We start from the raw sequence: 19,235 nt of genomic DNA on the forward strand, positions 1-19,235 counted from the left end.
GATCGGGCAGGGGCTAGGAGTGTCTCCAGCTAAGCCATGCCTTGTACGAGACTTCGGCCCCTCACCCCCGGCCCCTCTCCCAGGGGGAGAGGGGAGTATCCGTGCGAGCCATCGAGCTTCGTGCTTTCCTGCTACGCCGATCTGCTCCCTCTCCCTTCGGAGCGGGGCGCGTAGCCAGGGCTGGGGTGAGGGGCGGAATTGGTGACAGTTTCCAGGCCCCTGCACATATCCTGCTCATTCCCGCGCGGTAATCGCACAGACTCGCTCGCTCCTTGCTTGATGGAAAATGGAACCAGGTTCTAAATTAACCGAAAGGTTAATTCCGGAACCGGGTTTCCGGATTGTTCGCAGAACAACCACAAGAGAGGACCGCCGCTTGAACTCGCCCCTTCGCATCGCCCTGATCGGCGCCGGCATCATGGGCCGCCAGCATTGCCAGCACCTGCTCGACGTACCGAGCGCGCAACTCTGCGCGGTGGCCGACCCCGGTCCACAGGCCGCCGGGTTCGCCGCCGAGTGCGGGGTGCCGTACTTCGCCGATCACCGGCGGATGCTGGAAAGCGTGCAACCGCAGGCGGTGATCGTCGCCAACCCCAACAACCTGCACGTGAGCACCGCACTCGACTGCATCGAGGCTGGCGTGCCGGTGCTGCTGGAGAAACCGGTCGGCGTGCATCTGGAGGAAGTGCTCGCGCTGGTCGAGGTCTCGCGCAGCCGTGGCGTGCCGGTGCTGGTCGGCCACCACCGCCGGCACAACCCGCTGATCGCCAAGGCCCGCGAGGTGATCGCCGGCGGCGCGCTCGGCCGGCTGATCAACGTTACCGCGCTGTGGCAATTGCAGAAGCCGGATAGCTACTTCGGCGTCCCTTGGCGCCGCGAGCCGGGCGCGGGCTTTCTGCTGACCAACCTGATCCACGACCTCGACCTGCTGCGCCACCTGTGCGGCGAGGTACGCCAGGTGCAGGCGTTCACCAGCAACGGTGTGCGCGGCTTCGCCAACGAGGACAGCGCGGCGGTGCTGCTGCGGTTCGACAACGGCGCGCTGGGCAGCCTCACCGGTTCCGACGCGGTGGCCGCGCCCTGGAGCTGGGAGCTGGATTCCGGCGAGAGCCCGCTCTACCCGCGTCAGGCCGACCAGCCGTGCTACCTGTTCGCTGGCACCCGGGGCGCGCTGAGCGTTCCGCAGCTCAAGCGCTGGCACTACGCCGAGCCGGGCGCGGGCTGGCACCAGCCGCTGCTGGGCAGCGAGGAACCTTTCACCGCCGACCAGGCGTTGCGCCGGCAACTGGAGCACTTCGTCGCGGTCGCTCGCGGCGAAGCCGAGCCGCTGGTGTCCGCCGCCGATGCCGGACGCACCCTGGCGCTGGTCGAGGCGATCCGCCAGGCGGCGGAGAGCGGCCGCGCCTGCGCGCCGGCACAGATCCCGTAGGAGCGGCCCATGGCCGAGTTATTGGGTCCCCGCGAACGCGGGGACCCAGAAACACACATTCCAGCCTTTGAAGTGATGATCATGACCGACCGAATCTTTTCCCTTGCCGCTCTGACCGTTCTCGAGCTGTCCCCGCCGGAAATGGTGGAGGTCGCCGCGCGCACCGGCTACAGCCACGTCGGCCTGCGCCTGGTGCCGGCCACGCCCGAGGAGCAGCATTTCCCGCTGGTGGCCGACGGCGAGTTGCGCCGGCGGACCCTGGCGCGCCTGCGCGACACCGGCGTGAAGGTGCTGGATCTGGAGATCCTGCGCCTGAAGCCGGAAACCCGGGTCGCCGACTTCGCGCCGATCCTCGCCGTCGGCGCCGAGTTCGGCGGCAGCGAACTGCTGGTCGCCGGCAACGACCCGGACGAGGCGCGGCTGACCGACAACTTCGCCGCGCTGTGCGACCTGGCCCGCGACTACGGCATCCATCCGCACCTGGAATTCATGCCCTGGACCGATGTCCGCGACCTGAAGCAGGCCATGCGCATCGTCGAAAACGCCGGCCGCGACAACGGCTGCGTGCTGGTCGACGCCTTCCACTTCGACCGCTCCGGTTCGTCGCTGGACGACCTGGCCAGGCTGGCACCCGGGCGCACGCGTTATGTACAACTGTGCGACGTGGCCGGCCCGCGCCCGGACGATATGGATGAGATCCTCCGCCAGGCGCGTAACGAGCGGCGTTTCCCCGGCGATGGCGACTGCGACCTGGTCGGCCTGCTGCGCGCGTTGCCCGCGACGGTGCCGCTGAGCCTGGAGATCCCCACCCTCCGGTTGATGGAGCAGGGCGTCAGCGCCCAGGAGCGGGCACGGATGGCGCTGGACAAGGCGCGCGAGGTGCTGAGCCGGGTCTGATACCCGAACCGCAGGGTACCGGCGGTGCACGTCTTTCGGCGCACCCTGCAAAGGACACGAAGCCGAACGCCTGGCCACCCGATGAATTGAGCGCCGGTGCCGGGCTCTATATCCTGTCGCAATCTTTCCTTCACCGTGCGCCGGAGCGGTTCCATGTTCCGGCCAAGGATCTCCGATGAGTACCTCCCGCGCGCTTTCCGGCGCGAGCCAGCCATTCAAGGGCATCCTGCTCATCGTGCTGGCGACCTTCCTGTTCTCCAGCCACGACGCCTTGTCGAAATACCTGTCCGGTTTCTATCCGGTCATCATGGTCGTGTGGGCGCGCTACGTGGTGCACACCCTGCTGATGGCCGGCATCTTCCTGCCTCAGTCGGGGTTGCGCGTGCTGCGCACCAAGCGTCCGCTGCTGCAGGTGCTGCGTGCCCTGTGCCTGCTCGGTACCAGCCTGTTGTTCACCAGCGGCCTGATGTTCATCCCGCTGGCCGAAGCCACGGCAGTCAACTTCCTCGCGCCGCTGCTGGTCACCGCGCTGTCGGTGCCGCTGCTTGGCGAGCGGGTCACCCTCGGCCAGTGGCTGGCGGTTTCCCTGGGCTTCGTCGGCGTGTTGTTCATCGTCCATCCGGGCGGCGAACTGTTCACCCCGGCGATCCTCCTGCCGCTCGGTTCGGCATTGTGCTTCTGCTTCTACCAGTTGCTCACCCGCATGCTCAGCGGGATCGACAGCCCGACCACCAGCAACTTCTTCGCCGGCCTGTTCAACACCCTGGCGATGAGCGCCCTGGTGCCGTTCTTCTGGCAGGTGCCCAGTGCTTCCCACGGCCTGCTGATGCTGGCACTGGGTGGCTGCGGGATGACCGCCCACCTGCTCCTCACCCAGGCTTTCCGGCATGCCGCGCCGGCGTTGCTGGCGCCGTTCGGCTATTGCCAGATGGTCTTCGCCGGGCTGCTCGGTTTCCTGGTGTTCTCCCATACCCCCGAGGTTTCCGCGCTGTTCGGCATCGCGGTGATCTGCCTCAGCGGGCTGGCCGCCGCCTGGTTGCAGAAGCGGCGTTCCGCCAACCCATAGTTCCTCGCACCACGGAGTCGCCGGCGGCATTCACTCGTTCGTCCAGTAGCGCTTGGGAGAGCGTCCGAACATGCGCTTGAACGCATTGCCGAAGGCGCTCTCCGACGAATAGCCCAGCGATCGCGCGATGATGGCTACCGACGCCCCCTCCTGTCGCAGCGCATGCCGTGCCAGGTGCATGCGCCAGCGGATCAGGTAGTCCAGTGGTGGCAGCCCCACGCGCTCCTTGAATTTGCGCGCGAAGTCCGAGCGCGACATGCCGGCCGCGGACGCCAGGTCCTCGACCTTCCAGTTCCGCGCCACATCGCCGTGCATCGAGCGCAGTGCGGCGCCGATCCTGGGATGGCCCAGCGCGCCGAGCCATCCGGTGGGAGCGCCACTGGCCGCATGCGCGCGAAGCGCCTGCACCAGCAGCACGTCGCCAAGCCGGCTGGTGACGACCGCAGTGCCCATTCGTTGCGCCTGCAACTCGTCGTCCAGGAGCTGGAGCGTGATCCTCAGCACGGCGGATGCCGGATCGTTACCGGGAATCCGGATGAGCGGTGGCAATACGTCCATCAGCAGGCCGGCATTGCGCTGGTCGAACACGAAGCTGCCGCCCAGCACCTGAGTGTCTTCACCGCCATGGCGCACGCGGTTGCCATGCGCCGCCGCGTAGAGCGCGCTGCCATCCACCGGCTGCAAGGCGGGATCGCTGGCGATGACGTAGCTCGGGCAGTTGGTCAACAGGTAAGTGTCGCCAGGCTCGATGAGCCTGGGGATATCGGCGTCGAGGATAAGCCAGTAGCGGCCGCGCAGCGCGGCGCCGAACTTGATGTGCGGCTGCGCCGGAAACCGCACGGCCCAGTCCCCGCCAGCCTCGAAGCGTGCGGAAACGAGCGCTTCGACCTGGAGCAGCGCGAACACATCTGAGAGTGGATCCATGATGAATTGGACGATTGCGACGAAATTATGGACTTTATTGCATAGATCACGCCGACCCGCACCATTACCTTCGCTGCGATGACTTCGGGACGACCGACAAGTCGCAATGATTTTTGGGGGAATCGGTATGAAATACACACTACTCGGCAACACCGGCGTCTTCGTCTCGCGCATCTGCCTGGGCGGCATGACGTTCGGCGGGCGCGACCTGCCGCCCTATAACGAAGTCGGAGGCCTGGACCGCAAGCAGACGCAGTGCATCGTCGACGCGGCGCTGGATGCGGGCGTCAACTTCATCGATACCGCGGATGTGTATGCCGGCGGTGAGTCCGAATCGCTCCTCGGCGAAGCGATCAGGTCGCGCCGCGATGAGATCGTGCTGGCGACCAAGTTCCATGCGCCGATGGGAGCCGGGCCGAATCGCAGTGGCCAGTCACGGCTGCACATGATGAGGTCGCTGGAGGACAGCCTGAAGCGGCTACGGACTGACCGCATCGACCTCTACCAGATCCACAATTTCGATCCGCTGACGCCTTTCGACGAAGTCCTGCGTGCCCTGGACGATGCCGTGCGCCAGGGCAAGGTGCGCTACATCGGCTGCTCGAACCTCGCCGCCTGGCAAGTCATGAAGGCGCTGGGCGTTTCCGAGCGCCGCAACCTCGCTCCGTTCGCATCGGTCCAGGCCTACTACTCGCTGGCCGGCCGCGACCTGGAACATGAACTGCTGCCGATGATCGAGGACCAGAGGCTGGGCCTCATGGTCTGGAGTCCGCTGGCCGCTGGCTTCCTGTCCGGCAAGTACGACCGGAACAGCAGGGAGGGCGAGTCGAGGCGCGACAAGTTCGAGTTCCCGCCGGTGGATCGCGAGAAGGCGTTCGACATCATCGATGTGCTGAAACGCATCGCCGGGCAGCATGGCGTCAGTGCGGCCCAGGTTGCGCTGGCGTGGCTGCTGGCCAAGCCCGTCGTCACCAGCGTGATCATCGGCGCCAAGCGCGTCGATCAGCTGCGGGACAACCTGGCCGCGCTCGATCTGCAACTGTCGCCGCAGGATATCGAGGCGCTCGACAGGGTCAGCGATAGCGGGGCGCATTATCCGAACTGGATCCAGGCTGGCGCGTTCGCGGTGCGCACACCGGCTGGCTGAATGTATCGGCTAACGAAAAGGCCTCCCGAAGGAGGCCTCTTTCCGCCGGGCGGGAATCAGTCCTGGACCGTCTCCACCTTGCGCGGGGCCATGAAGTACATCCAGGTCAGGGCGATGAAGTACATCGTCGGGATCAGGGTGAACAGCACGGCGTAGTTGTTGTTGGTGGCGGTGAGCACGTGGCCGACGATCTGGGTCATGAACATCCCGCCAATCGCCGCGCACATGCCGCCGAAGCCGAACACCGTGCTGACCAGGTGCTTGGGCGTGTAGTCCATCACCAGGCTCCAGATGTTGGCGGTCCAGGCCTGGTGCGCGCCGACGGCCAGGGCGATGGCCAGCACGGCGACCCACAGGCCGCTGGCGTTGGCGGCGAAGATCACGCTGACGATGGTGCAGGCGAAGATCAGCATCGACACCAGGCGCGCGGTGGTGGCCCGCACTCCGCGTCCGATCAGCCAGGAGGAGAGGACGCCGCCGCCGATGCTGCCGAAGTCGGCGGTCAGCCAGATGGCGATCAGCGGGATGCCCATCTGGGTGACGCTGATGCCCAGGTTGTACTGCTGGTTGAGGAACGGCGGCAGCCAGTACAGGTAGAACCAGAACACCGGCGCAGTGATTGAGTAGGCGATGGCGAAGGCCCAGGTGCCGCGCATGCGCAGGATGCGGGTGAAGGGCACCTGTTTCTGCGGCGGCTCGACTTCCTGCTGGATGTAGGCCACTTCGCTCTGGCGGACGCGCGGGTGCTCTTCCGGGTTGTAGTAGTTGATCGCCCAGAACGTCAGCCAGACGAAGCCGAGGGCGCCCATCGCCAGGAACGCGGCCTGCCAGCCCCAGACGCTGAGGATCAGCGGCAGCAGCATCGGGGTGAGCATGGCGCCGACGTTGGTGCCGGCGTTGAAGATGCCGGTGGCCAGGGCGCGCTCGCCGGCCGGGAACCACAGGCGGGTGGTCTTCACGCAGGCCGGGTAGTTGGCCGCTTCGGTCAGGCCGAGGATGAAGCGGCAGACCATGAAGCCGACCGCCGAGGTGGCCAGGCCGTGTGCGCCGGTGGCCAGGCTCCACAGCAGCACGGCGAGGAAGAATGCCCGTTTCACGCCGACCCGGTCGATGAAGCGCCCCTGCAGGACGAAGCCGATCGCGTAGCCGACCTGGAACCAGAAGTTGATGTTGGCGTAGTCCATCGCCGTCCAGCTCATCTTCTCGGCGAGGATCGGCTGCATGATGCCCAGCGCGGCGCGGTCGATGTAGTTCAGGGTGGTGGCGAAGAACACCAGCGCCAGCATGCCCCAGCGGGTCTTGCCGACAGCGAAGGCGCCGCGGATTTTGTCGCCGATGGAGCCATGCGACAGGCTTGGCGCGACGGGAGTGGTTTGCGATTGGATCATTTCATGTCCATCCGTTTAGTGGCGGCGGGTGGGAGCCAGCCGACCGGAACTGGTTGGGCGCACGGGCGGATGCTGCCGGGGCTACCGGGCTGCGGGCAGGGACTGCCGGCGGGTCCGGTGGCGGGGAAGACTGTTGGCCGGGTGCGTGTGCCGGTGACTGCGGTCAGGCGCCGGAAGAGCCTGCGGAAGCCAGCGATGAGGTCTGGCCATCGACCGTGAACGGCAACGGGATGGACATCCGGGCGGTCGCGGCAGGCAAGGCGGCCGGATGCACGGATGGGGAAGGGTAGCGGCGCGGTTTACCGACGGGTTGGGCGGTGAATGCGAGCATGGACGTGTACCTGATTCTTGAAATTGTTATGTGCCTTGCGGCGTTGCGTTTGCGGGTATCCGGCGTGGAAGCGGCAGGTTCATCTTCTTCCGGCCGTCAGGTGATTCCCCGTGACGTAAATCGATGTTGCGCAGCGATCGGAAAGCCGTCAATTCGATAACCGGCCTTTTGTTCGTTAATCGAACAGAAAACTAACTGGTTCGTACAATTTGCATTGCCGTTCGAAAATACCCCGCAAATAATCGATTCGCCAGAGGTTCGCCTGTCGGTTCCGCGCCCCAAAGGGTCGATCCGACGGCCGGTTTCCCAACATGACGGACCCGCAGAGGTCACGCCCCACCAGGAGCTGAAGCATGCAGCGCTCGATTGCCACCGTCTCCCTGAGCGGTACCCTGCCGGAAAAACTCGAAGCCATCGCCGCCGCCGGCTTCGACGGAGTGGAGATCTTCGAGAACGACCTTCTCTACTACGATGGCAGCCCCCGCGAGATCCGCCAGATGTGCGCCGACCTCGGCATCGCCATCACCCTGTTCCAGCCGTTCCGCGACTTCGAGGGTTGCCGCCGCGACCGCCTGGAGAAGAACCTCGACCGCGCCGAGCGCAAGTTCGACCTGATGCAGGAGCTGGGCACCGACCTGGTCCTGGTATGCAGCAACGTCGCGGCGGACTCCCTGGGCGACGAGCGGATTCTCGTCGACGACCTGCGCCTGCTCGCCGAACGCGCCGGCGCGCGCGGCCTGCGCATCGGCTACGAGGCGCTGGCCTGGGGCCATCACGTCAATAGCTGGCAGCAGGTCTGGAGCATCGTCGAGCAGGCCGACCACCCGGCGCTCGGCGTGCTGCTGGACAGCTTCCACACCCTGTCGATCAAGGGCGACCCGAGCGGCATCGCCGGGATTCCCGGCGACAAGATCTTCTTCGTGCAGATGGCCGACGCGCCACTGCTGGCCATGGACGTGCTGGAGTGGAGCCGGCATTTCCGCTGCTTCCCGGGGCAGGGCGAATTCGACCTGGCCGGGTTCCTCGCGCCGATCCTGCGCAGCGGCTACCAGGGCCCGCTGTCGCTGGAAATCTTCAACGACGGTTTCCGCGCCGCGCCGACCCGCGCCAACGCCGCCGACGGCCTGCGCTCGCTGCTCTACCTGGAAGAGAAGACCCGCAAGCTGCTGGAGAAGGACGCCAATCCGCCGGCCAACCTGGACATCCTCTTTTCCCCGCCGCCGGCCAGCCGCTACGACGGCGTGGAATTCCTCGAATTCGCCGTCGACGAGGCGCAGGGCGCGCGGCTGGCCGGCTGGCTGGAAAGGCTCGGCTTCGTCCACGCCGGGCGGCACCGCTCCAAGGATGTCAGCCTGCTGTGCCAGGGCGACATCAACATCGTGCTCAACGCCGAGCCGTATTCCTTCGCCCACAACTTCTTCGAAGCCCACGGCCCGTCGCTGTGCGCCACCGCCCTGCGGGTGCGCGACGGCGCCAGCGCGCTGGCTCGCGCCCAGGCGTTCAACGGCCAGCCGTTCCGCGGCCTGGTCGGCCCCAACGAGCGCGAGATTCCGGCCGTGCGCGCACCGGATGGCAGCCTGATCTACCTGGTGGAGCAGGGCGCTCCGGGGCAGACCATCTACGACAGCGACTTCATCCTCGATGCGCAGGCCAGCCCCGCCGGCAGCCTGCAGCGCATCGACCACATGGCCATGGCCCTGCCGGCGGACGGCCTGGATAGCTGGGTGCTGTTCTACAAGAGCCTGTTCGACTTCGCGGCCGACGACGAGGTGGTGCTGCCCGACCCCTACGGCCTGGTCAAGAGCCGGGCGATCCGCAGCCGCTGCAGCACCGTGCGCCTGCCGTTGAACATCTCGGAGAACCGCAACACGGCGATCTCCCACGCGCTGTCCAGCTATCGCGGTTCCGGCGTGCACCACATCGCCTTTTCCTGCGAGGACCTGTTCGCCGAGGTCAGCCGCGCCAAGGATGCCGGCGTGCCGTTGCTCGATATCCCGCTGAACTATTACGACGACCTCGCCGCGCGCTTCGACTTCGACGACGAGTTCCTCAGCGAACTGGCCTACTACAACGTGCTGTACGACCGCGACGCCCAGGGCGGCGAGTTGTTCCACGTCTACACCGAGCCGTTCGAGGGGCGCTTCTTCTTCGAAATCCTCCAGCGCCGCAACGGCTACGCCGGCTACGGCGCGGCCAACGTCGCGGTGCGCCTGGCGGCCCTGGCCAAGGCGCGCAGCGGCGCCGCGCGCCAGGCCAGGCTCTAGAAGGCGCAGCCGTCTGTAGGAGCCGGTGGATGTAAAAAGCGACATCCACTCTACGCAGGGCCCGGCGACGCTCTTGTAGGGTGCGCCGTGCGCACCGGGAAGGTCGGCGGTGCATATCTTGCGGTGCGCACGGCGCACCCTACCCGGTAGCCCGGATGCAGTCCGGGAGGCGGTATTGCCGGATTCCCCGGATTGCATCCGGGCTACGGCCTGACCAACTTCATGATCCCCACATCCTGTAGCGTTATCCAGATGCCGCCAGCTTCCTTCCCCAGCCCTGGCGGCCCATAATCGGCCGATTCCACCGATGGCCGTGAGCGCTCTATGACCAATATCGCCGAACCCCTTGCCCCTGCGCGCAAGGGCCGCAAGAACAATCCGGAAAAGACCCGCGAAGACATCCTCCAGGCGGCCATCGCCGAGTTCGTCCAGCAGGGGTTGTCCGGCGCCCGGGTCGACGCCATCGCCGAGCGGACGCACACCTCCAAGCGCATGATCTATTACTACTTCGGCAGCAAGGAACAGCTCTACATCGAGGTGCTGGAGAAGCTCTACGGCGACATCCGCAAGACCGAGAGCAAGCTGCACCTGGCCGAGCTGGAGCCGCGCGAGGCGATCTGCCGCAGCGTGGAGTTCGCCTTCGACCACCATGATCGTAACGGCGACTTCGTGCGCATCGTCAGCGTCGAGAACATCCATCACGGCGAGTACGTGAAGAAGTCCTCGGCGATCCGCTCGATGAGCAACACCATGCTGCATTCCCTCGACGAGATCCTTCGCCGTGGCGAGGCGGAAGGCCTGTTCCGCAGCGGCATCGAACCGCTCGACGTGCACCTGCTGATCAGCTCCTTCTGCTTCTACCGCATGTCCAACCGGCATACCTTCGGAGAAATCTTCCAGATCGACTTGTCGGATGAACAGATCAAGCAGCGCCACAAGCAGATGATCTGCGAGGCGGTGCTGCGTTATATCCAGGCCTGAGAACCGCCTTCCCAGCGGCGGTCGAGGGCGTTGGACGACCACGGGCCGGCTCCTGCGAAAACGGGCACGACCCGGGTTCTGGAGGCTCCTGCCATGACTACGACGCTGGGCGCCTTGCGCGCCGACATCACCACCCTCGAGGTCGATGCCATCGTCAATGCGGCGAACAGCTCGCTGCTCGGTGGCGGCGGTGTGGACGGGGCGATTCACCGCGCAGCCGGTCCCGAATTGCTGGCAGAGTGCCGGCGACTGGGCGGCTGCCCGACCGGCGAGGCGCGCATCACCGGCGGCTACCGGCTGCCGGCGCGTCACGTGATCCATACCGTCGGCCCGGTCTGGCGCGGCGGCGCCCACGACGAGCCCGAACTTCTGGCGGCCTGCTACCGCAACAGCCTGGCCTTGGCGGCGCACCATGGTCTGCGCTCGCTGGCTTTTCCCTGCATCGGTACCGGCATCTATGGCTTTCCGGCCGAAGCGGCGGCGGGCATCGCGGTGACCACGGTACGTGAAGCGCTGCATGGCTCAGGTATCCACCAGGTGCTGTTCTGCTGTTTTTCGGAAGCGGACCTGCTGGTCTACCGGAGCCTGCTCGATGACTGAGCCGGCCAGCGCCAGCCCGGCCAGGTAGCCGAAGGTCATGCCCGGACCGAGGGTGATGCCGCCGCTCGGATAGTGTCCGCCCATCACGCTGGCCATGTCGTTGCCCACCGCGAACAGTCCGGGGATCGGCGCATCGTGCTCATCCAGCACCCGCGCGGATGCATCGGTGCGCAGCCCGGCGAAGGTACCGAGGCTGCCCGGCAGCAGTTTCACCGCATAGAAAGGAGCGTGTTCGAGCGGCCGCAATGATGGGTTCGGCCCGTGCAGCGCCTCGCCCTGCGCCTTGTTGTAGGCGGAGGCGCCGCGCCGGAAATCCGGGTCCTCGCCTTGCGCGGCATGGCGGTTGAAACGCTCGACCGTGGCTTGCAACTGCGCCGGGTCGATAGCGCAGCGTGACGCCAGCTCGGCCAAGGTCCGGCCCTTGTAGAGATAGCCGCGCCGCTCATACCAGGCGGTGGGGAAGGGGAACGGCTTGGCCCAGCCGATCCCGTAGCGGCGCTGTGCGCGGTGGTCGCAGATCAGCCAGGCTTCGTGGGGCTCGCCCGGCGGCGTGGCGGCGAACAGGGCGTTCATGAAGTCGTGGTAGCAATCGGCTTCGTTGCCGAAGCGCCGGCCATCCTTGCGCACGGTGATGAAGCCCGGCTTGGCCCGGTCGATCAGGTGCGGGAAGTGGCCGAGGCTGCCGTCGTGGCGCGGCACCAGCGATACCGGTGCCCAGGCGCCAGCATGGACCAGATCATCGGCCACCCGCGCGCCGACCTGTTCGCCGAGGCGCAGGCCGTCGCCGCTGTTACCCACTGGCGCGGCGGAGCGGTGCTCGCTGCCGTTCGGCGCATGGGGCATCAGCCGGGCGATGCGCTGGCGGTCGTGGGGGAAGCCGCCGCAGGCCAGCACCACGCCACGGCTGGCGTGGATCTCGACAGGGCCGCCGAAACGCTCGATCCGCGCGCCGACGACCTTGCCGTCCTGCTCCAGCAGGCGCGTGACCGGTGCCTCGGTGAGCAGGCCGACGCCCAGGTCCAGGGCGCTACGCAGCAGCCGGGCGACCAGCGCGTTGCCGTTGACCAGGTGCATGCCGCGCCGGTGCCACAGCAGGTCGCGGAAGTGCCGCAGCAGGCGCCCGGCCACGTACAGCGCGGCCCGTGGCGAGCGACTGGCGTTGAAGAAGTTGGCCATGTCGGCGCCACCGGCGATGCCCATGCCGGCCAGGCTGACGATGTCCAGGGGCGGACGCAGCCTGTCGATCCACTCGCCCAGCAGGCGTCCGTCGAACGGCTGCGCGCACAGCGAGCGACCGCCGCGCGCCGCGCCGTCCCCGTCGCGCATGTCCGGCATCCTGCTCCCCGAGTAGAACCGCACGGCGGTATGGCGCTGGAAGAACCCGATCATCTCCGGCCCGCGCTCGAGGAAGGTGCGTTGGCGCTCGTCGAGCTCCTCGGCGTGCACCTGGGCGCGCAGGTAGCGTTCCGGCGCATCGCCGTCCTCGACATTGCCCTCGGCGATGGCCAGCGGGTTGCGCGGAATCCACAGCCAGCCGCCCGACCAGGCACTGGTGCCGCCGAGCTGGCTTTCCTTTTCCGCGACGATCACCTTGAGGCGATGGTGGGCGGCGGTCACCGCGGCGGCCAGGCCGGAGGCGCCGGAGCCGATGACCAGGACGTCGCAATGCAGCACATCGGGATGGGGCATGGTGCGGAGTCCGTCGTCACTGCAAAGGCGAAAAGGCCGTCGGCCGCATCAGCCGCGACTCCAGCTTCAGCACCGCGCCCAACGCCTTGTTGAGCCGGCCGAACTCCGCCCAGCGTGGGTCGGCGGTCATGCTCGCGCGGCGCGCCATGCGGTCGTCCAGGCTCTCGTAGGCCCAGAGGTGCACCACCTGGTTGGCCTCGCCGAATTCGGTGCTGAAGAAGCCGACCAACTTGCCCAGGTGCTCGGTCTGCACCTCGTAGGCGTGGCTCTGATAAAGGGCCAGCCAGTCGGCCAGTTTCAGCGGGTCGATGGTGTAGGTGCGCAGTTCGTAATACATCTTCAATGCTCCACGGTGGATTCTTGCGGGGCCGCCGCTGTCAGGCGCTCGGCGATATGGGTGGCGGCGATGTAGCCGAAGGTCAGGCCGGGGCCGATGGTGATGCCGGGGCCGGGGTAGGTGCCGTCCATCAGCGAGTTCATATCGTTGCCGGCGGCGTACAGGCCGGGGATTGGAGCGCCACTACGGTCCAGTACGTTGGCGTGGCTGTCGGTGACCAGCCCGCGCGCCGAGCCGAGATCGCCGGTGTGGATATGGATGGCGTAGAACGGCGCCTTGGTGAGCTGTGCCAGGCAGGGATTGGGCTGGTGGTCCGGATCGCCCATGTAGCGGTTGTAGGCGTTGCCGCCCTTGGCGAACTCGCGGTCGATGCCTTCCCGCGCATCGGCATTGAAACGTTCGAGGGTTTCGCGCAGCCCCTGTGGATCGACGCCGATGGCCCGTGCCAGCGCCTCCGGCGAGTCGGCGCGATGCAGGTAGCCGGCTTCGATCAGCGCCGAGTTGTCCACCGGCTTCGGCCGTGCCAGGCCCAGGCCGTACCTGTTCATCGCCTCGGCGTCGCAGATCAGCCAGCAGGGCGCATTGCCGGTGGCGAACATGGTCTGCACGAAGTGGTGATAGGAGTCGGACTCGTTGACGAATCGCCGGCCGGCCTTGTTCACCGCGATGACACCGGGCTTGGCGCGGTCGGTGACCAGGTGCGGGAAGCGTTCGCGCTCGCCATTCTTGCGTCGCAGCTCGGAAACCGGCGCCCAGAAGAAGTTGGCCGCCATGCCCTGGCCGCTGGCGGCGTTCACCTGTTCGCCGAGGCGCAGGGCATCACCGCTGTTGGTTTCCGGCGACATGCTCAGGTGCGGCGAACCGGTATCCGGGCGGTGGCTGGCGGCGATCGGCCCGGCGGCGAATCCGCCCATGGCGCAGACCACGCCGCCATGCGCCCGCACCCGTTCGAGGCGACCCGCACGCCTGACCTGTACGCCGGTCACCGCTCCGTTCTCGACGATCAGCGAGTCGGCCTCGCTGTTCAGCCACAACTCGACGCCCCTGGCGAAGGCGCTGGTGGCCAACCGTGCGATCAGCGCATTGCCGGTGGTCAGGCGGGTGCCGCGATGGTGGCTGAGGCGGTCCACGCCATAGCGGGCCATCAGCTTCAGGCAGTGCCAGAGCGATTTCGGCGAGCGCCTGAAGCCGAGGAAATGCTGGATGTCGACGCGGTTGACCATCATCCCGCCGAACAGCAGCATCCCCGGTGGCGGCATCTTCAGGTCCTTGAGGCGTTCGCCCAGCCGGCGGCCGTCGTACTCGACCATCTCCAGCGCGCGGCCGAAATCGGTGGCGCCGTCCTCGTCCGGATAGTAGTCCGGTGACAGCGGGCGCAGCGCGTAGCGCAACTCGGTGTTGGCCTCCAGCCAGCGCAGCGCTTCGTGGCCGCGCGCAATGAAGGTATCGACCAGTCCGGCATCGTAGCCGCTGCCGATGATCTTCTTCAGGTAGCGGCGCATGGCGTCGGGCGAATCCTGTGCGTCGGCCGCCCGGGCCTGGTCGCTGCCATGGATCCAGGCTGCGCCGCCGGAAATCGCCGAGGTGCCGCCGAAGGTGTCGGCCTTCTCGACCATCAGCACCCTGAGTCCGCGACAGGCCGCCGTGGCCGCCGCGGCGAAACCGGCGGCGCCGCTGCCGAGCACCACCACGTCGTATTCGTGGGTGAAGGCGGGGCGGGCGATGCTGTTCATGGCTGGGCCTCCAGTGGTGTCACACCCATGAAGGCGCCGAGGTTGCCGAGCTGGGCGATGGCCATTTGCGGGCCGGTCTGGATCGCGCAGCCGCGCGCCCTGGCGAAAGCCAGCAGCGGGGTGATTTCCGGCGAGGTGACTACGTCGGCGACGAAGGTGTCCGGTTGCAGGCTGTCCAGCAGGGCAGCCGGCAATGGCAACTCGCCGGTGCCGCCCATGCCTGCCGGGGTGGCGTTGACCAGCAGGTCGAGACCTTCCAGCGAGTCGAGTTCGTTGCCGATCCTCTGCGCCGGGAAGGCATTGCCGAGCAGCTCGGCCAGGGCTCCGGCCCGCTCGGCGCTGACGTCGGCGATCACCAGTCGGCCCACGCCCGCTTCGCACAGCGAATAGGCGATGGCACCGCCGACCCCGCCGGCGCCGATCACCAGGGCGCTCTTGTCCTTCACCTGGAAGCCGTGCCGGCGCGCCGCGTTGAGGAAGCCTTCGCCATCGACGTTATCGCCGAGCAGGCGGCCGTCGGCCTCGCGGCGGATCACGTTGACCGAACGCAGCGCGGCGGCTCGCCCGCTGATGCCGTCCAGACGGTCGGCGAGGACCTGCTTGTAGGGGACGGTGACCACGCAGCCACGCAGGTTCTGCCAGCCGCGCAAACCGGCGAGAAAGGCGTCGAGCGCCGGTTCCTGCATGTCGATGGCGATCATCGCCAGGTCCTGGCCGTGGCCGGCGAACCAGGCGTTGAAGTTTTCCGGCGATTTCACCTGGGCGATGGGCGAACCGACGATGGCGACCAGTTCGGTCGATCCACGAATCATGCTGAACCTCCACGGGCGTTGGCGTTGTTGTGGAGGGAAGGGTGCGCGTGGAGGGAAACGCCAACAATGCGCTTGTCGGTCGATTAGCTTGTTTATCGCATCATCACTGCGATAATCGCACTAGCTCATCATAGGGGCGCGCTCTGCCCGCGAAGCTCCTGCGTCGCCCGAACAGAACGCGTTCCTGCATGAAGAGAGGCTTTCGGAGCCATGACCGTGGACAAACCCACCATCCATCCCCGCGATCTGATCGCCGGCCTGCAGAAGGGCCTGGCGCTGATGCAATTGTTCAGCATCGACCAGCCCAGGCTGAGCGTGCCGCAGGCGGCCAGGTTGTCGGGCCTGACGCCCAGCGCTGCGCGGCGTTTCCTGCTTACCCTGGTGCACGAAGGTTTCGCCGAGACCGACGGTCGCCACTACTGGCTGACGCCCAAGGCGCTGCGCATCGGCCAGGCCTACGTGGACTCGGCGCAGTTGCCGCGCATGCTGCGGCCGATCGTCGAGCAGGTGGCGCGGCAGACCCAGGAGCACGTGTCGGTGGGAACCCGTGACGGCGACGAGATCGTCCATGTGGTGCGCAGCCGCTACAGCCACGTCGCCTCACTGTCGATCCGCCCCGGCTCGCGGGTACCGATGTACTGCACGGCCAGCGGCCGGCTGTGGCTGGCGGCGCTGGATGCGGACGAGCTGGACGCCTATTTCCAGCGCAACCCGCCGCGCCAGCTCACGCCCTATACGCTGACCGACCCGGCGGCGCTCAAGGAGGAAATCGCCCGGGTCGCCGCCCAGGGCTTTTCCATCGTGGACCAGGAATACGAGATTGGCATGCGAGTGATCGGCGTGCCGCTGACCGATCGTGGCGGCAGGCTCAAGGCGACCCTGGCGATCACCACCCACGCCTCGCGACCGGGCGTCGAAGAGATGCGCTCCCGCTACCTGGGGCCGCTCTATGAGGCGCAGGTGCTGCTCAAGCCGGTGCTGGACTGAGGCGGTGTCGTCAGGTTGGGGATCTGGCTGCAGAACCGGTAGCTATCAGCTTTATATATGTAGGAGCCAGCTTGCTGGCGATCAGTCAAGCTGGCTCCTACGGAGAGAACTAGCCGTTCATGTCCTGGAAATGCGCCTGCATGCGCGATGCATCGGCCGGCATACCGGTGAACAGCTCGAACGCCTTGACTGCCTGGAAGACCGCCATGGTGCCGCCGTCCAGGGTGCGGCAACCGAGGGCGCGGGCATGCCTGAGCAGCTCGGTTTCCAGCGGGAAGTAGATGATTTCGGCGACCCACAGTTCGGCGCGCAGCAACTCCACCGGCAGCGGCGTGCCGGGCAACTTGGCCATGCCCACCGGCGTGGTGTTGACCAGACCGTCGGCCTCGCCCACGGCGCCGGCCAGGTCCAGGCCGACCACCGCGCGGCCCGTACCGAAGTGGGTGTTCAGGTTATCCACCAGTCCCTGGGCACGGCTCGGGTCGACCTCGAAAACCGTCAGTTGCTCGACGCCTTCGCTGAGAAGCGCGTGGGCCACCGCGGCGCCAGCGCCACCGGCCCCCATCTGCACCACGCGGTGCCGGGAAACGTTCGGCAGGCCACGCCGGAAGCCTTCGGCGAAGCCCAGGCAGTCGGTGTTGTGGCCGACACGCTTGCCGCCTTCGAACACCACCGTATTCACCGCGCCGATCCCGCGCGCCTCGTCGGACAGCTCGTCGAGCAGCGGAATCACCGCCTGCTTGCAGGGGAAGGTGATGTTCAGGCCGGTAAAACCCATGCGCTCGGCGGCCGTCAGCAACTCGGGGAGAGCGGTACTGTCCAGCGCCAGTTGATCGAGGTCAATCAGCCGGTACAGGTAACGGATACCCTGGGAGTCACCCTCGTGTTCGTGCAGTGCCGGTGTGCGCGAGGCCTGGATGCCGGCGCCGATCAGGCCGGCCAGTATGGATGCTTTGCTCATGATGGTCAGGCTTTCAGCAGATGGGCGAAATGTTCGATGGCGAGGCGGTAGCCGTTGGAGCCGAAGCCGGCCAGTACGCCAATGGCGACTGGCGAGACGAACGAGTGATGACGGAAGGCCTCACGCTTGTGCACGTTGGAGAGGTGAACCTCGATGACCGGCAGCTCGACCGCGGCCAGGGCATCGCGGATTGCCACCGAGGTATGCGTCCAGGCCGCCGGATTGATCAGGATTCCGGCATGGCGACCGCGCGCCTGGTGAATCCAGTCGATCAACTCGCCCTCGTGGTTGGTCTGGCGGAACTCCACGGCCAGGTCATGTTCGGCGGCAGTGCGCTGGCACAGCGTCTCGATGTCGGCGAGGGTTTCGTGGCCGTAGGTGGCCGGTTCGCGAGTACCAAGCAGGTTCAGGTTCGGCCCGTTGAGGACCAGGAGCGAGCGTTTCATGCGGCGTTTCTCTACTGTTGTTATGAGGACGGCGTGTGCCGAATGAAAATGTACTAATTGGTTAATTTGGTCAATCGGGCAATCCCCGGGATTGGACAAAGCGTTCGATTACCGAGCAGTTGCCGAGCGAATGGCAAAGAAAGACTGCTGTCGAGATGCTTCGAAAAGGTTCCCAAGACCTGGACTGGAAACCATCCGGCAGAGATGACCGAGGAGTCGAGATGAGCTGGAAAAACACCCCGTCGCGCTATGGAAGCCTGTCGATAGGTCTGCACTGGCTGATGCTGCTGCTGATCGCGGCGGTCTACGCTTGCATCGAACTGAAGAGCTTCTATCCGAAAGGCAGCGATACCCGCGAATTGCTCAAGCAGTGGCACTTCATGCTTGGCCTGACGGTATTCACGCTGGTCTGGCTGCGCATCATGGCGCGTCTGATCGCACCGACCCCACGCATCGAGCCGACTCCGCCGGCCTGGCAGAATGCTTTGGCCAAGTCGATGCACCTGGCGCTTTACGCCTTGATGATCGGAGCGCCGCTGGCCGGGTGGACGATCCTCAGTGCTGCCGGTAAGCCCATCCCGTTCTGGGGCCTCGAGCTGCCGCCCCTGATCGGGGAGAACCGCGAGTTGGCCAAGCAGATCAAGGAACTGCACGAACTGGCCGGCACCCTCGGCTACTGGCTGGTCGGCCTGCATGCCGTGGCAGGGCTGTTCCATCACTATGTGGCGCGCGACAACACTCTCAAGCGCATCCTGCCTCTTTCTCGCTGAGATCGATGTCCGGGAGGGGGAGGACGGATCGGCGCTTTCGTCTATAAATAAGAGATCGAGAGCGCTTCGCTCCGAGGTCGATTACCGGTGATGTTTCAGAAATTGGTCAGTCCGATGAAAAATCGTTGACAGCATCTTGGGATGCTGTAAGATTCGCCTCCCGCTGCCGAGCAGGGTGTAAGGGCTCGGTGGTGCAAGCGGTTGAAGTAGAAAAGAAATTTTCGAAAATAACGCTTGACGGGAAGTAAGGCTGCTGTAGAATGCGCGGCCTTGGTTGAGACGAAAGGCTCACCCGACTGTTCTTTAACAAGTGAATCAAGCAATTCGTGTGGGTGCTTGTGGGGTAAGACTGGTGGTCGCAAGATTATCAGCAGCACAAGCAAACACTCGTGAATTCGAGAGTTTATTGCGATTGCTGAGCCAAGTTTAGGGTTTTCACAAAACCCGATCAGTATTGAACTGAAGAGTTTGAT

Annotated in this window: 18 protein-coding genes and 1 pseudogene; 9 read left to right on the forward strand and 10 right to left on the reverse strand. The window is 66.1% G+C overall.

Annotation, left to right across the window (positions count from 1 at the left end):
• The first annotated feature begins 376 nt into the window (after positions 1 to 376).
• The 3 genes from PSEWESI4_RS20930 (at position 377) to PSEWESI4_RS20940 (ending at position 3,392) form a co-directional block, all read left to right on the forward strand.
• Complete coding sequence (locus tag PSEWESI4_RS20930) at positions 377 to 1,429, forward strand: Gfo/Idh/MocA family protein (RefSeq protein WP_187673163.1); 1,053 nt, start codon at positions 377 to 379, stop codon at positions 1,427 to 1,429.
• Positions 1,430 to 1,510: 81 nt separating this feature from the next.
• Positions 1,511 to 2,326 carry a sugar phosphate isomerase/epimerase family protein gene (locus PSEWESI4_RS20935; protein ID WP_187673164.1) on the forward strand — a complete coding sequence of 272 codons (816 nt, stop codon included), beginning with the start codon at positions 1,511 to 1,513 and terminating at the stop codon, positions 2,324 to 2,326.
• Positions 2,327 to 2,501: 175 nt separating this feature from the next.
• Positions 2,502 to 3,392, forward strand: coding sequence for a DMT family transporter (locus tag PSEWESI4_RS20940; protein WP_187673165.1), 891 nt, complete (start codon positions 2,502 to 2,504; stop codon positions 3,390 to 3,392).
• A 30-nt stretch (positions 3,393 to 3,422) separates the two neighbouring features.
• Here PSEWESI4_RS20940 and PSEWESI4_RS20945 read toward each other — a convergent pair whose 3' ends face one another.
• Positions 3,423 to 4,505 carry an AraC family transcriptional regulator gene (locus tag PSEWESI4_RS20945; protein WP_328821939.1) on the reverse strand — a complete coding sequence of 361 codons (1,083 nt, stop codon included), beginning with the start codon at positions 4,503 to 4,505 and terminating at the stop codon, positions 3,423 to 3,425.
• Here PSEWESI4_RS20945 and PSEWESI4_RS20950 point away from each other — a divergent pair.
• Positions 4,444 to 5,463 carry an aldo/keto reductase gene (locus PSEWESI4_RS20950; RefSeq protein ID WP_187673166.1) on the forward strand — a complete coding sequence of 340 codons (1,020 nt, stop codon included), beginning with the start codon at positions 4,444 to 4,446 and terminating at the stop codon, positions 5,461 to 5,463. The genes PSEWESI4_RS20945 and PSEWESI4_RS20950 overlap by 62 nt on opposite strands.
• Before the next feature lie 56 nt (positions 5,464 to 5,519).
• Here the strand turns inward: PSEWESI4_RS20950 and PSEWESI4_RS20955 are convergent, their stop codons facing one another.
• Both PSEWESI4_RS20955 and PSEWESI4_RS20960 read right to left on the reverse strand, forming a co-directional pair.
• Positions 5,520 to 6,851, reverse strand: a complete 1,332-nt coding sequence (locus PSEWESI4_RS20955; RefSeq protein ID WP_187673167.1) for an MFS transporter — start codon at positions 6,849 to 6,851, stop codon at positions 5,520 to 5,522.
• A 163-nt stretch (positions 6,852 to 7,014) separates the two neighbouring features.
• Positions 7,015 to 7,182: a hypothetical protein gene (locus PSEWESI4_RS20960; protein ID WP_187673168.1), complete on the reverse strand. Its 168-nt coding sequence runs from the start codon at positions 7,180 to 7,182 to the stop codon at positions 7,015 to 7,017.
• A gap of 353 nt (positions 7,183 to 7,535) precedes the next feature.
• Between PSEWESI4_RS20960 and quiC the strand changes: the two genes are divergently transcribed.
• The 3 genes from quiC (at position 7,536) to PSEWESI4_RS20975 (ending at position 11,027) form a co-directional block, all read left to right on the forward strand.
• Positions 7,536 to 9,446 carry a 3-dehydroshikimate dehydratase QuiC gene (gene quiC, locus PSEWESI4_RS20965; protein WP_187673169.1) on the forward strand — a complete coding sequence of 637 codons (1,911 nt, stop codon included), beginning with the start codon at positions 7,536 to 7,538 and terminating at the stop codon, positions 9,444 to 9,446.
• A 324-nt stretch (positions 9,447 to 9,770) separates the two neighbouring features.
• The gene (locus PSEWESI4_RS20970; protein WP_187673170.1) at positions 9,771 to 10,427 is read left to right on the forward strand and encodes a TetR/AcrR family transcriptional regulator; all 657 of its coding nucleotides are present in this window, start codon (positions 9,771 to 9,773) and stop codon (positions 10,425 to 10,427) included.
• Between the two features lie 93 nt (positions 10,428 to 10,520).
• On the forward strand, positions 10,521 to 11,027 hold the full coding sequence (locus PSEWESI4_RS20975) for an O-acetyl-ADP-ribose deacetylase (protein WP_187673171.1): 507 nt from the start codon (positions 10,521 to 10,523) through the stop codon (positions 11,025 to 11,027).
• Here PSEWESI4_RS20975 and PSEWESI4_RS20980 read toward each other — a convergent pair.
• The 4 genes from PSEWESI4_RS20980 to PSEWESI4_RS20995 are packed head-to-tail and all read right to left on the reverse strand — an operon-like array spanning position 10,950 to position 15,598.
• Positions 10,950 to 12,716 (reverse strand): FAD-dependent oxidoreductase, encoded by a 1,767-nt coding sequence (locus tag PSEWESI4_RS20980; protein ID WP_187673172.1) that lies wholly within the window; start codon positions 12,714 to 12,716, stop codon positions 10,950 to 10,952. The genes PSEWESI4_RS20975 and PSEWESI4_RS20980 overlap by 78 nt on opposite strands.
• 16 nt (positions 12,717 to 12,732) lie before the next feature.
• A complete protein-coding gene (locus PSEWESI4_RS20985) occupies positions 12,733 to 13,053 on the reverse strand; it encodes an NIPSNAP family protein (RefSeq protein WP_187673173.1) in 321 nt (106 codons plus the stop codon).
• A gap of 2 nt (positions 13,054 to 13,055) precedes the next feature.
• On the reverse strand, positions 13,056 to 14,786 hold the full coding sequence (locus tag PSEWESI4_RS20990) for an FAD-dependent oxidoreductase (protein ID WP_187673174.1): 1,731 nt from the start codon (positions 14,784 to 14,786) through the stop codon (positions 13,056 to 13,058).
• Positions 14,783 to 15,598 carry a shikimate dehydrogenase family protein gene (locus tag PSEWESI4_RS20995; protein ID WP_187673175.1) on the reverse strand — a complete coding sequence of 272 codons (816 nt, stop codon included), beginning with the start codon at positions 15,596 to 15,598 and terminating at the stop codon, positions 14,783 to 14,785. The genes PSEWESI4_RS20990 and PSEWESI4_RS20995 overlap by 4 nt, the downstream gene beginning before the upstream one ends.
• A gap of 216 nt (positions 15,599 to 15,814) precedes the next feature.
• On the opposite strand from PSEWESI4_RS20995, the gene PSEWESI4_RS21000 reads away from it, so the two are divergent.
• Complete coding sequence (locus tag PSEWESI4_RS21000) at positions 15,815 to 16,585, forward strand: IclR family transcriptional regulator domain-containing protein (RefSeq protein WP_187673176.1); 771 nt, start codon at positions 15,815 to 15,817, stop codon at positions 16,583 to 16,585.
• Between the two features lie 109 nt (positions 16,586 to 16,694).
• On the opposite strand, the gene PSEWESI4_RS21005 is transcribed toward PSEWESI4_RS21000, so the two are convergent.
• Complete coding sequence (locus tag PSEWESI4_RS21005) at positions 16,695 to 17,546, reverse strand: shikimate dehydrogenase (RefSeq protein ID WP_408004327.1); 852 nt, start codon at positions 17,544 to 17,546, stop codon at positions 16,695 to 16,697.
• A gap of 5 nt (positions 17,547 to 17,551) precedes the next feature.
• Positions 17,552 to 17,992, reverse strand: a complete 441-nt coding sequence (aroQ, locus tag PSEWESI4_RS21010; protein WP_187673177.1) for a type II 3-dehydroquinate dehydratase — start codon at positions 17,990 to 17,992, stop codon at positions 17,552 to 17,554.
• 221 nt (positions 17,993 to 18,213) lie between these two features.
• Here aroQ and PSEWESI4_RS21015 point away from each other — a divergent pair, with 221 nt between their 5' ends.
• A complete protein-coding gene (locus tag PSEWESI4_RS21015; protein WP_187673178.1) occupies positions 18,214 to 18,762 on the forward strand; it encodes a cytochrome b in 549 nt (182 codons plus the stop codon).
• 95 nt (positions 18,763 to 18,857) lie between these two features.
• Here PSEWESI4_RS21015 and PSEWESI4_RS25075 read toward each other — a convergent pair.
• Positions 18,858 to 19,235: pseudogene (locus PSEWESI4_RS25075) on the reverse strand (hypothetical protein); the annotation flags it as partial.

Source organism: Zestomonas carbonaria, assembly GCF_904061905.1.
GTDB lineage: Bacteria > Pseudomonadota > Gammaproteobacteria > Pseudomonadales > Pseudomonadaceae > Aquipseudomonas > Aquipseudomonas carbonaria.

Bases quoted from the DNA above. Each gene is read 5' to 3' on its own strand.
- PSEWESI4_RS21015 (WP_187673178.1), top strand. From the start codon at position 18,214: ATGAGCTGGAAAAACACCCCGTCGCGCTATGGAAGCCTGTCGATAGGT.
- aroQ (WP_187673177.1), bottom strand. From the start codon at position 17,992: ATGAAACGCTCGCTCCTGGTCCTCAACGGGCCGAACCTGAACCTGCTT.
- PSEWESI4_RS20935 (WP_187673164.1), top strand. From the start codon at position 1,511: ATGACCGACCGAATCTTTTCCCTTGCCGCTCTGACCGTTCTCGAGCTG.
- PSEWESI4_RS20970 (WP_187673170.1), top strand. From the start codon at position 9,771: ATGACCAATATCGCCGAACCCCTTGCCCCTGCGCGCAAGGGCCGCAAG.
- PSEWESI4_RS20940 (WP_187673165.1), top strand. From the start codon at position 2,502: ATGAGTACCTCCCGCGCGCTTTCCGGCGCGAGCCAGCCATTCAAGGGC.
- PSEWESI4_RS20985 (WP_187673173.1), bottom strand. From the start codon at position 13,053: ATGTATTACGAACTGCGCACCTACACCATCGACCCGCTGAAACTGGCC.
- PSEWESI4_RS20995 (WP_187673175.1), bottom strand. From the start codon at position 15,598: ATGATTCGTGGATCGACCGAACTGGTCGCCATCGTCGGTTCGCCCATC.
- PSEWESI4_RS20990 (WP_187673174.1), bottom strand. From the start codon at position 14,786: ATGAACAGCATCGCCCGCCCCGCCTTCACCCACGAATACGACGTGGTG.
- PSEWESI4_RS20980 (WP_187673172.1), bottom strand. From the start codon at position 12,716: ATGCCCCATCCCGATGTGCTGCATTGCGACGTCCTGGTCATCGGCTCC.
- PSEWESI4_RS21005 (WP_408004327.1), bottom strand. From the start codon at position 17,546: ATGAGCAAAGCATCCATACTGGCCGGCCTGATCGGCGCCGGCATCCAG.
- PSEWESI4_RS20950 (WP_187673166.1), top strand. From the start codon at position 4,444: ATGAAATACACACTACTCGGCAACACCGGCGTCTTCGTCTCGCGCATC.
- PSEWESI4_RS20960 (WP_187673168.1), bottom strand. From the start codon at position 7,182: ATGCTCGCATTCACCGCCCAACCCGTCGGTAAACCGCGCCGCTACCCT.
- PSEWESI4_RS20955 (WP_187673167.1), bottom strand. From the start codon at position 6,851: ATGATCCAATCGCAAACCACTCCCGTCGCGCCAAGCCTGTCGCATGGC.
- PSEWESI4_RS20945 (WP_328821939.1), bottom strand. From the start codon at position 4,505: ATGCCGCCCAGGCAGATGCGCGAGACGAAGACGCCGGTGTTGCCGAGT.
- PSEWESI4_RS20975 (WP_187673171.1), top strand. From the start codon at position 10,521: ATGACTACGACGCTGGGCGCCTTGCGCGCCGACATCACCACCCTCGAG.
- quiC (WP_187673169.1), top strand. From the start codon at position 7,536: ATGCAGCGCTCGATTGCCACCGTCTCCCTGAGCGGTACCCTGCCGGAA.